The organism is Kitasatospora arboriphila (genome assembly GCF_039528095.1).
Lineage (GTDB): Bacteria > Actinomycetota > Actinomycetes > Streptomycetales > Streptomycetaceae > Kitasatospora > Kitasatospora arboriphila.
This window is the reverse complement of record NZ_BAAALD010000078.1, coordinates 18802-28863: the sequence shown is the minus strand read 5'-3', so window position 1 is coordinate 28863 and position 10062 is coordinate 18802. Positions and strand designations below refer to the sequence as shown.

Sequence of the window (10062 nt, the reverse complement as noted above, 5' to 3'; positions counted from 1 at the left end):
CGACCAGTCGAGACGACGGCCGGTCCCGGACCCTGACCCGGGGCCGGCCGTCGCTATCCTGGCCGCATGCTGACCATCACCCGAGAACTGCGCGACCGCATCGTGGCCCACGCCCGCGCCGACCACCCGGACGAGGCCTGCGGCGTGGTCGCCGGCCCCGAGGGCAGCGGCCGGCCCGAGCGGTTCGTCCCGATGCTCAACGCGGCCCGCTCGCCCACCTTCTACGAGTTCGACTCCGGTGACCTGTTCAAGCTCTACCGGGAGATGGACGACCGCGACGAGGTCCCGGTGGTCGTCTACCACTCGCACACCGCCACCGAGGCCTACCCCTCGCGCACCGACGTCAGCTACGCCTCCGAGCCGGAGGCGCACTACGTGCTCGTCTCCACCGCCGAGGGCAACGGCGAGGAGGACCCGTACGAGTTCCGCTCGTTCCGCATCGTGGACGGCGTGATCACGGAGGAAGACGTGCAGGTCGTCGAGGAGTACTCCGCCTGACCGGCCGCCGCCGCACACGGCCCGCCGACCGGTCACGACCGGCCGCGGCGGGCCGCCGTCTCGGCATGGGAAACGAAACCATCCGGATCGCGAGACGTGGATGCCGCTGCGGGGGCGGGAATCTATACGATGAGCCCATGCGTTCCGTCGATGTGACCAATCAGGCCCCAGGCATCCGCCTCGTGGCGCGCCTGCACGTCGACCTGTGCCGGCTCGCCAGCGCGATCTGTCCCGGCACCGCCGACGCCCACTGACTCGGCACCGCCAGCCCGCCCCGGCCGCTCCGGGGCCGTCACCCCTGCCGCGCCGCGTGCGGCGGCCCACCCGACCCACCTCCACAGGAGCGCAGCCATGGCCATCGAGGTCCGCATCCCGACCATCCTCCGCCCGTACACCGACGGCGCCAAGGCCGTCGAAGGCACCGGCACCAACCTCGGCGAACTGTTCCAGGACCTCGACAGCCGCCACCCCGGCATCGCCGAGCGCCTCCTCGACGCCGGCGAGCTGCGCCGCTTCGTCAACGTCTACCTGAACGACGAGGACGTCCGCTTCCTCGAGGGCATCAGCACCGCCCTCGCCGACGGCGACAGCGTCACCATCCTCCCCGCCGTCGCCGGCGGCATGAAGTAATGCGCTACGACAGCCCCCTCGAGGCCGTCGGCAACACCCCGCTGGTACGGCTGCCGCGCCTGTCGGCAGCCGTACCCGGGAACGCCGACGGCCTGGTGAGCCTCTGGGCCAAGCTGGAGGACCGCAACCCCACCGGCTCGATCAAGGACCGCCCGGCCCTGCACATGATCGAGCGGGCCGAGGCCGACGGCAGGCTCACCCCCGGCTGCACCGTCCTGGAGCCCACCAGCGGCAACACCGGCATCTCGCTGGCCATGGCCGCCAAGCTCAAGGGCTACCGCATGGTGTGCGTCATGCCGGAGAACACCAGCGAGGAGCGGCGCGAGCTGCTCCGCATGTGGGGCGCCGAGATCATCTCCTCGCCGGCCGCCGGCGGCTCCAACACCGCCGTGCGCATCGCCAAGGAGATCGCCGCCGAGCACCCCGACTGGGTCATGCTCTACCAGTACGGCAACCCCGACAACGCCGGAGCGCACTACACCGGCACCGGCCCCGAGATCCTCGCCGACCTGCCCACCGTCACCCACTTCGTGGCCGGCCTCGGCACCACCGGCACCCTGATGGGCGTCGGCCGCTACCTGCGCGAGAAGGTCCCCGGCGTGCAGATCGTCGCCGCCGAGCCCCGCTACGACGACCTCGTCTACGGCCTGCGCAACCTCGACGAGGGCTTCGTCCCCGAGCTCTACGACGCCGAGGTCCTCACCACCCGCTTCAGCGTCGGCTCCGCCGACGCCGTGCAGCGCACCCGCGAGCTGCTCCAGCAGGAGGGCATCTTCGCCGGCGTCTCCACCGGCGCCATCCTGCACGCCGCGATCGGCGTCGCCCGCAAGGCCGCGAAGGCCGGCGAGCGCGCCGACGTCGTCTTCGTCGTCGCCGACGGCGGCTGGAAGTACCTCTCCACCGGCATCTACACCGCCGAGTCGACCGAGGCCGCGGTCGACGCGCTGCAGGGCCAGCTCTGGGCCTGAGGCGCACAAGGGGCGCGGCATCCGCACGGATGCCGCGCCCCCGGCGTACCCGCCGCCGCCCGCGCCGTACGCCGCTCGCACCCGCCCCGTTCGGCCCGCCACCGGGCCCGGCCCGTTCTGGTGATTCCAGCCACAGCGCGGCACGGAGACGGGGGCAAAGTGCCGCCCGCCCCTTACCCTCGACAACGCGAAGGGGCACCGCTACCGAGAGGTAGCGCCCCGCCGGCGTGTGGACCATGACCCCATCGGGGCGGAGGGGCTCGGCATGAAACTGACCGTGGTGGGGTGCTCGGGAAGCTTCCCGTCCGCCGAGTCGCCCTGCTCCAGCTACCTCGTCGAGGCCGACGGCTACCGCCTGGTCATCGACCTCGGCAACGGCGCCCTCGGCGCGCTCCAGAAGTACACCGGCCTCTACGACGTCGACGCCGTCCTGCTCAGCCACCTGCACGCCGACCACTGCATCGACCTCTGCGCCTACTGGGTCGCCCGCAACTACCGGCTCGAGGGCTGCCCCGCACTCCTCCCCGTCCACGGACCGCACGGCACCGCCGAGCGCCTCGCCCGCGCCTACGACATGCCGGAGGAACCCGGCATGAAGGAGGTCTTCGACTTCCGCCCGCTCGGCAACCGCAGCTTCGACCTCGGCCCGCTGCGCATCACCAGCGCCCGGGTCAACCACCTCGACACCGAGGCCTACGGCTTCCGCGTCGAGCACGGCGGCGCCTCCCTCGCCTACTCCGGCGACACCGGCGAGTGCGCCGAGCTCGTCGACCTCGCCCGCGGCGTCGACCTCTTCCTCTGCGAGGCCGCCTACACCGACGGCAAGGAGACCTACGAGGCGATCCACCTCAACGGACGCGAGGCCGGCGAACACGCCGCGGCCGCCGACGTCGGCCGCCTCGTGCTCACCCACGTCCCGCCGTGGACGGACGCCGAGCAGAACCGCCGCGACGCCGCCGCAGCCTTCGACGGCCCCGTCGAGGTCGCCCGCCCCGGCGCCGTCTACGACCTGCACTGAAGGCGGACCGGGGGAGCAGGCCATGGGGGCGCGGGGAACCGCGCAGCTCTCCCCTCGGCCTTCGGCCGGGAGGTGCCCCCACGCGCCCCGGGGGTCTAGACCCGGGTCAGCCAGTGCGCGTAGCGCGGCTCCTCGCCCGACACCGCCGCCCGGTACAGCTCCGCAAGGCGCTTCGTCACCCCGCCCGGCGCCGCCGGCAGCCCGCGGTCGTCCAGCGAGGCCACCGGCACGATCCCCGCCGCCGTCCCGCAGACGAACACCTCGTCCGCGGCGTACAGGTCCGAGCGCAGCAGCCGCTCCACCCGCACCTCGATCCCCAGGTCCCGGGCCAGCACCAGCACCGTGTCCTGCGTGATCCCCTCCAGCGCACCCGCCGCCACCGGCGGCGTCCGCAGCACCCCGTCCCGCACCACGAACACGTTCTCCGCACTGCACTCGCTGACCGAACCGTCCGCCGCCAGCAGCAGCGCCTCGTCGTAGCCGGCGTCCGTCGCCTCCCGCCGCGCCAGCACCGAATTCAGGTACGGCCCGGTCGCCTTCGCCGCCGGCGGCACGCTGTTCGGATCCGTCCGCCGCCAACTGCTCGTCTTCAACCGCAGCCCGCCCGACGGCCGTTGCTCCGGCCACTCCCAGGACGCGATCACCGTCCTGGTCCGCACCCCCCGCATGTCCAGCCCCATCGAGCCGTCCCCCAGGAACGCGAAGTGCCGGACGTAGCAGGCACCCTGACCGTTCGCCCGCAGCAGCTCCACCGTGCCCGCCGCCAACTCCTCCACCCCGTACGGCAACGGCATCCGCAGCATGTGCGCACTGCGCAGCAGCCGCCGCAGGTGCTCCTCCAGACGGAACACCGCCGGCCCGCCGGCCGTCCCGAACACCCGGGTGCCCTCCAGCACCCCCGTCCCGTAGTGCAGGCCGTGCGTCAGCACGTGCACCTGCGCCTCCTGCCACGGCACCAGCGCGCCGTCGAACCAGATCCTCGAAGCCCCGTCCGTCGTCATGCCGCCATCCTGACCCCGGTACCGCCCCGCACGACCCGCCCCGCAGGCGGCAGAACCGGCCATGGCCGGGACCGGAGCCGCCGTCCCGGATGGTGGAATTCACCGTTCGCCCACCGACCGGATGGCTATCGTCCCCGCCGTGGAGCACAGCACCGCCCTCTACCGCCGCCTGCGCACCGACCCGAGCCGCCCGCTGCCCGAACTGCGCAGCGAACTCGGCTGGAACGAAACCGAGTTCGACACCGCACTCGGCGAACTCCGGCAGCTCGGACTGCTCCGGCCCACCACCGCCACCGGCAGCGGCCTCACCGCCGTCTCCGTCGCCACCGCCGTCCGCCACCTCCTCGCCGACGCCGACGGACACCTCGCCGACCTCTTCACCGCCGTCCGGCGCACCCGCGACACCGTCGAACAGCTCCACACCCGCTACCTGCCCGCCCAGAGCGACACCGACGACAGCGGCACCCGCCACCTCGTCCACGGCGCCGACCGCATCGCCGCCCTCCTGGAGGACGCCGCGCACAGCGCCCGCACCGAAGTCCTCTCGCTCCGCCCCGGGCAGGACCACTCCCGTCCCGCCCTCGACGGCAAACTCGCCCGCGAACGCATCGCCCTCGCCCACGGCGTCCGGCTGCGCACCGTCTACCCGGCGGCGGCCCTGCACCACCCGGACGTGCTCGACCACGTGCAGCGGCTGACCGCCGCGGGCGCCGGCATCCGGGTCGCGCACACGCTGCCGCTGTGGCTGATCGCCGTGGACAGCACCATGGCGGTGCTGCCCGCGCCCGGCGGCGCCCCGGACACCGCGCTGGTCGTCCGGGACGAGGCGGTGCTCGCGGTGGTCCGCGAGCTCTTCGAGTACTTCTGGACGGCCGCCTGGGTGCCGCCGGACCTGCTCGGCCGCCCGGTGCCCGACGACCGCCACCGCGAGGTGCTCCGGCTGCTCGCCGCCGGTCTCACCGACCAGGCGATCGCCCGCAAGCTGGAGATCTCCGAGCGCACGGTGCGCCGCCTGGTCTCCGACCTCACCACCGACCTCGGGGCCCAGAGCCGCTTCCAGGCCGGTGTCCACGCCGCCCGCCTCGGCTGGATCTGAAGCGTGCCAGGAGCGCGCGGGGACGAGGCAACCGTGCGGACCAGGATGGACCGGATCCGTCAGGACCGCCACTCCCGGACTGCGCGGTTCTCCCCCGGCCTTCGGCCGGGAGGTGCCCCCACGCGCCCCTGAGAGCGACCACCGGAACACGTGCCCTGTCAGGCCCTCCCGTCCACCCGCTGCCGCAGGCGGGCCAGGGCCAGCCGAGGCTCGCGGCGGGTGCCCAGCGGGACGAGCGCAGCCCGGCCGGGCACCCGGACGCCGCCGGTCAGTGCGACCCGGGTGGTGCCGCTGCCGTCGGTGACGGCCGCCATCCCGATGACCACGAACCGGCTCTGCAGCCAGCACCAGCCCGGCCGGAGCACCCCGTCGAACCGGGCCCGCATCCCGTACCGGCTGCGCGCCAGGGCCTCCACCCGGTCGCCGTCCCGGCGGGTCACGCGCAGGCTGCGCATGTCGGGCTGGAAGCGCCCGAACTCACCCTCCAGATCGGCCATGACCGCCCACACCCGGTCGAACGGCGCGTCGACCACGCCCTCGGTGACGCGGGCGCCGCGGATCCCCGCGGCCATCACGTGCAGCCGGCGCACCGGGTCGAGCGGGGCCGTCGGGTCGTCCGTCCTCATGCCGTCCACATCCTTCGGAATACGGTCCGGGCGCGGTGCAGCCGGGACTTCACGGTGCCCTCGGGGATGCCGAGCAGCCCGGCGGCGGACCGCTCGTCCAGGCCCTCGACGTCGCGCAGCAGCAGGACGGCCCGGTGCTCGGGGGTGAGCCGGCCCAGCACGTCCCGGATGTCCGCGGCGAGCTGGGCGTCCCCGGGCGAGGGCAGTGCGGCGAGTTCGGCGGGCAGGTCCCGGCCGTCCCGGCGGACCACCCGTACCGCCTCGCGGACGGCCAGCACCCGGACCCAGCCGTACAGCGCGTTCGCGTCCCTCAGCGAGCGCAGGCCCCGGAAGACCGCGGTGAGCGTCTCCTGCACCGCGTCCTGGCGGCCGGCCGCGGCGGCGGGCCCGCAGATCCGTCCGCAGATCCGCCCGACGTAGGGCGTGAGGTGGTCGAGCAGGTCGCTCATCGCGAGGGTGTCCCCGCGCCGGGCGGCGCGGGCCAGCGCCACGCCGCGGGAGTGCTCGTCGGGATCAGCCACGGCGGAAGTCTCGCACCGCTCGGCGCGGGCGGAGCCCGGCGGCCCGGGCCGCCGCCGCGCCGAAGCCGAGGCAGAGCGGGGTGTAGAGCACCTGGTCGAGCAGGCGGAAGGCGCTGCCGGGGTCGGTGCCGGGGCCGCAGGCCCACACGATGCCGGCCGCCCCGCGGAGCAGCAGTCCGGTTGCCACGGCGGCGGTGGCGAGTCGGCAGAGCCGGGCGGTGCGGGGCCCGCCGAGGCCGTGCGCCCGGGCGAGCACCGCGGCCGCCGCGGCGAGCAGCAGCGCGGCGAGCGGCAGCACCACGGGCGGCGTGAACGGGACGTCGGCGTTGAGGACGGCCTGCGAGAGGGCCCGGCTGTCGGCGGCGGGCCAGGTGAGGCCGGTGGCCCAGTACAGGTGGAGTGCGGCGTCGGCGGCCAGCAGTGCGGCCACCGCCGTTCCGGTGCGCTGCACGATGCGCTGCTCGGTGCGGTCCACGGTGCGGTCCACGGGTCCCCCTCGCTTCGGTCGGCCGGGTCGGCCGGTCGGCGCCGTCCGGTCGACGGTCCGTCACCGCAGAGGGAGGAGCGGCCGGGGGCGGACGTTCCGTGTGTCCTGCCTCACACCGGCCGGGGCGTGGCGTGCGCCGGCCCGGACGTGGCGACGGACCCCGCCCTGAGCAGCCGGGCGGGGTCCGTGCGGGGGTGGGGGAGGGGCGTCAGGCCTTGGTGACGTCCTCGACCTCGGTGTCGTCCTCGCGACCGGGGGTCTTGAGGTTGAACTTGGTGATCGCGAAGCGGAAGAGCACGTAGTACAGGCCGGCGAAGACCAGGCCGATCGGGATGATCAGCAGCGGGTGGGTGGCCTTGCTGAAGCCGAGGCCGTAGTCGATCAGGCCGGCCGAGAAGGTGAAGCCGGCGTGCACCCCGAGCGCCCAGGTGACGGCCATGGAGACGGCGGTCAGCACGGCGTGGATGGCGAACAGGACCGGGGCGATGAAGAGGAAGGCGAACTCGATCGGCTCGGTGACACCGGTGACGAAGGAGGTCAGTGCCAGCGACATCATCATGCCCATCACCGCGGCGCGGCGCTCCGGGCGGGCGGCGTGCGCGATGGCCAGGGCGGCGGCGGGCAGCGCGAACATCATGATCGGGAAGAAGCCCGACATGAACTGGCCGGCGGTCGGGTCGCCGGCGAAGTAGCGGGTCAGGTCGCCGTGCACCACGGTGCCGTCGGCCTTGGTGTAGTCACCGGTCTGGAACCAGGCGTAGGAGTTCACGAACTGGTGCATGCCGACCGGCAGCAGACCGCGGTTGATCAGGCCGAAGGCGCCCGCACCGAAGGCGCCCGCACCGATCAGGGAGTCGTTGAGGCTGCCGATCGCGTCGCCGACCGGGCCCCAGACCAGCGCGAAGACCACGCCGACGGCGGTGCCGACGAAGGCCATGATGATCGGCACCAGGCGGCGGCCGTTGAAGAAGCCCAGCCAGTCCACCAGCTTGGTGCGGTGGAACTTCTGCCAGAGCACGGCGCTGAGCAGGCCGATCACGATGCCGCCGAGCACGCCCGGGTTCTGGTAGGTGGGTGCGACCCACTTGCCGTCGGCGATGTGGCCGTCGGTGATCGGGAACGCGGTGAGCACGTTCTTGTACACCAGGAAGCCGACCAGGGCGGCGAGGGCGGTCGAGCCGTCGGCCTTCTTGGCGAAGCCGATGGCGATGCCCACCGCGAAGAGCAGCGGGAGGTTGCTGAACACGGCGTCGCCCGCCGTGCTGAACACCGCGGCGACCTTGTCCCAGCCGAGACCGTCCTTGCCGAACACGTCGTCCTGGCCGAGACGGAGCAGCAGGCCCGCGGCCGGCAGCACGGCGATCGGCAGCTGGAGGCTGCGGCCGATCTTCTGCAGGCCCTGGATCGTGCTCTGGCCGATCTTCTTGATCGGGGAGGGTGCCGGTGCCGTGGCGGGCGCCGGTGCCTGCGCAGTCGTACTCATGGGGTGGTTCCTAACGGCAGGGCGGGTCGGTGGGGGTGCATCGGGGGCCGACTCGCGAACTGGTCTACACCACGAGTGGTGTAGACCAGTTTTTAACACGCGCCCGACGGAGGGGGGAACCCCGGAAAGCGCCGCAGGTGGGAAGCGCTATGAAATCGAAACCTTGTTGCGGATCGACGATCTTGACTGTGCTCGGTCATCCGCCATTTTGGCGAGTTGCGCAACAAATGGTCCTCAGGCCTTGGTCACGTCCTCGACCTGGTCGTCGTCCTCCCGCCCCGGCGTCTTCAGGTTGAACCGGACGATGACGAACCGGAACAGCGCGTAATAGACGACCGCGAAGGCCAGGCCGATCGGCATGATCAGCCACGGTTTCGTCGCCAGCCCCCAGTTGATCACGTAGTCGATCAGGCCGGCCGAGAAACTGAAGCCGTCGTGCACCCCCAGCGCCCAGGTCACCGCCATCGAGGCGCCCGTCAACAGCGCGTGCAGCACGAACAGGCCCGGCGCGATGTAGGCGAAGGAGTACTCGATCGGCTCCGTCACGCCCGTCACGAAGCTGGTCAGCGCGACCGAGGTCATCAGACCGTAGATCTCCTTGCGCCGGTGCGGCTTCGCCGAGTGCGCGATCGCCATCGCCGCCGCCGGCAGCGCGAACATCATGATCGGGAAGAAGCCCGAGGTGAACTGCCCCGCCGTCGGGTCGCCCGCCAGGAACCGCGGGATGTCGCCGTGCACCACCTCGTCCGTGCCGGGCTTGTGGAACTCGCCGAACTGGAACCAGACGAAGGTGTTGATCAACTGGTGCATGCCGATCAGCAGCAGCGCCCGGTTCGCCACGCCGAAGATCCCCGCACCGCCAGCGCCCAGGTCGGCCAGCCACTGCGAGAAGTCGGTCATCGCCCGCCCGATCGGCGGCCACACCCACAGCCCCAGGCAGGCCAGCGCCAGCCCCGCCACCGCCGTGATCATCGGCACCAGCCGGCGGCCGTTGAAGAAGCCCAGCCAGTCCACCAGCTTCGTCCGGTGGTACCGCATCCACAGCCACGCCGACATCAGGCCGATCAGGATGCCCCCCAGCACCCCCGGATTCTGGAACACCGCCGCACTCGACGTGTGCGCCGAGTAGTCGATGCACTGGTTGCCCACGATCGTGCCCGTGCACTGGTCCCGGTCCGGGAAGGCCAGCAGCACGTTGTGGTAGACGAGGAAGCCCGTCACCGCCGCCAGGGCCGTCGACCCGTCCGCCTTCTTCGCCATGCCGATCGCCACACCGATGCAGAACAGCAGCGGCAGGCCCAGATTGGAGTCCAGCAGCGCGCCGCCCGCCGCCGCGAACACCTTCGCCACGTTGTCCCAGCCGAGACCGTCCTTGCCGAACACGTCGTCCTGGCCCAACCGGTTCAGGATGCCGGCGGCCGGCAGCACCGCCACCGGGAGCTGCAGGCTGCGCCCCATCTTCTGCAGCCCGCCGTAGAAGGACTGCCACCACGGTGTCGGTGCGGGCGCGGTGCCTGCTGTACTCATGGGAGTCCTCCGCGTGCGGTCCACGGCTCGGCCCGGGGGTCCGTTCCGCCACCCCGGCACTGCGCCTACTATTGGTGTAGACCACTTGGGGAGGTGGACGGGCGCCGGACGGCAGCCCGATGATCGCCATCCTCGGGCCCGGCCGCACACCCGTGCGCGCCAAAATGGGCCAAAAGTGGACTGACGTGGCAAACCGCCCCCAAACGG

12 protein-coding genes are annotated in these 10062 nt (G+C 72.6%); 6 read left to right on the top strand and 6 right to left on the bottom strand.

The window, feature by feature from the left end; genetic code table 11:
• Window positions 1–66 precede the first annotated feature (66 nt).
• The 5 genes from ABD353_RS29890 to ABD353_RS29870 all read left to right on the top strand — a co-directional run bounded on the left by ABD353_RS29890 (window position 67) and on the right by ABD353_RS29870 (window position 3114).
• Window positions 67–498: a M67 family metallopeptidase gene (locus ABD353_RS29890; RefSeq protein WP_344626807.1), complete on the top strand. Its 432-nt coding sequence runs from the start codon at window positions 67–69 to the stop codon at window positions 496–498.
• Between the two features lie 137 nt (window positions 499–635).
• Window positions 636–752, top strand: a complete 117-nt coding sequence (locus ABD353_RS29885; protein WP_344626806.1) for a putative leader peptide — start codon at window positions 636–638, stop codon at window positions 750–752.
• A gap of 97 nt (window positions 753–849) precedes the next feature.
• Complete coding sequence (locus ABD353_RS29880; RefSeq protein ID WP_344626805.1) at window positions 850–1128, top strand: MoaD/ThiS family protein; 279 nt, start codon at window positions 850–852, stop codon at window positions 1126–1128.
• On the top strand, window positions 1128–2096 hold the full coding sequence (locus ABD353_RS29875; RefSeq protein ID WP_344626804.1) for a PLP-dependent cysteine synthase family protein: 969 nt from the start codon (window positions 1128–1130) through the stop codon (window positions 2094–2096). Before ABD353_RS29880 ends, ABD353_RS29875 begins: the two co-directional genes overlap by 1 nt.
• A 265-nt stretch (window positions 2097–2361) precedes the next feature.
• Window positions 2362–3114, top strand: a complete 753-nt coding sequence (locus ABD353_RS29870; protein WP_344626803.1) for an MBL fold metallo-hydrolase — start codon at window positions 2362–2364, stop codon at window positions 3112–3114.
• 95 nt (window positions 3115–3209) lie between these two features.
• Here ABD353_RS29870 and ABD353_RS29865 read toward each other — a convergent pair whose 3' ends face one another.
• The gene (locus ABD353_RS29865; RefSeq protein WP_344626802.1) at window positions 3210–4115 is read right to left on the bottom strand and encodes a branched-chain amino acid transaminase; all 906 of its coding nucleotides are present in this window, start codon (window positions 4113–4115) and stop codon (window positions 3210–3212) included.
• 139 nt (window positions 4116–4254) lie between these two features.
• On the opposite strand from ABD353_RS29865, the gene ABD353_RS29860 reads away from it, so the two are divergent.
• Window positions 4255–5211: a LuxR C-terminal-related transcriptional regulator gene (locus tag ABD353_RS29860; RefSeq protein ID WP_344626801.1), complete on the top strand. Its 957-nt coding sequence runs from the start codon at window positions 4255–4257 to the stop codon at window positions 5209–5211.
• 158 nt (window positions 5212–5369) lie between these two features.
• Here the strand turns inward: ABD353_RS29860 and ABD353_RS29855 are convergent, their stop codons facing one another.
• The 5 genes from ABD353_RS29855 to ABD353_RS29835 form a co-directional block, all read right to left on the bottom strand.
• A complete protein-coding gene (locus ABD353_RS29855) occupies window positions 5370–5837 on the bottom strand; it encodes a hypothetical protein (RefSeq protein WP_344626800.1) in 468 nt (155 codons plus the stop codon).
• Complete coding sequence (locus ABD353_RS29850) at window positions 5834–6358, bottom strand: RNA polymerase sigma factor (protein WP_344626799.1); 525 nt, start codon at window positions 6356–6358, stop codon at window positions 5834–5836. Before ABD353_RS29850 ends, ABD353_RS29855 begins: the two co-directional genes overlap by 4 nt.
• Window positions 6351–6845: a DUF3995 domain-containing protein gene (locus tag ABD353_RS29845; protein ID WP_344626798.1), complete on the bottom strand. Its 495-nt coding sequence runs from the start codon at window positions 6843–6845 to the stop codon at window positions 6351–6353. The genes ABD353_RS29850 and ABD353_RS29845 overlap by 8 nt, the downstream gene beginning before the upstream one ends.
• A gap of 208 nt (window positions 6846–7053) precedes the next feature.
• Complete coding sequence (locus tag ABD353_RS29840; protein WP_344626797.1) at window positions 7054–8328, bottom strand: PTS transporter subunit EIIC; 1275 nt, start codon at window positions 8326–8328, stop codon at window positions 7054–7056.
• Window positions 8329–8562: 234 nt separating this feature from the next.
• Window positions 8563–9855 carry a PTS transporter subunit EIIC gene (locus ABD353_RS29835; protein ID WP_344626796.1) on the bottom strand — a complete coding sequence of 431 codons (1293 nt, stop codon included), beginning with the start codon at window positions 9853–9855 and terminating at the stop codon, window positions 8563–8565.
• Window positions 9856–10062: the final 207 nt, after the last annotated feature.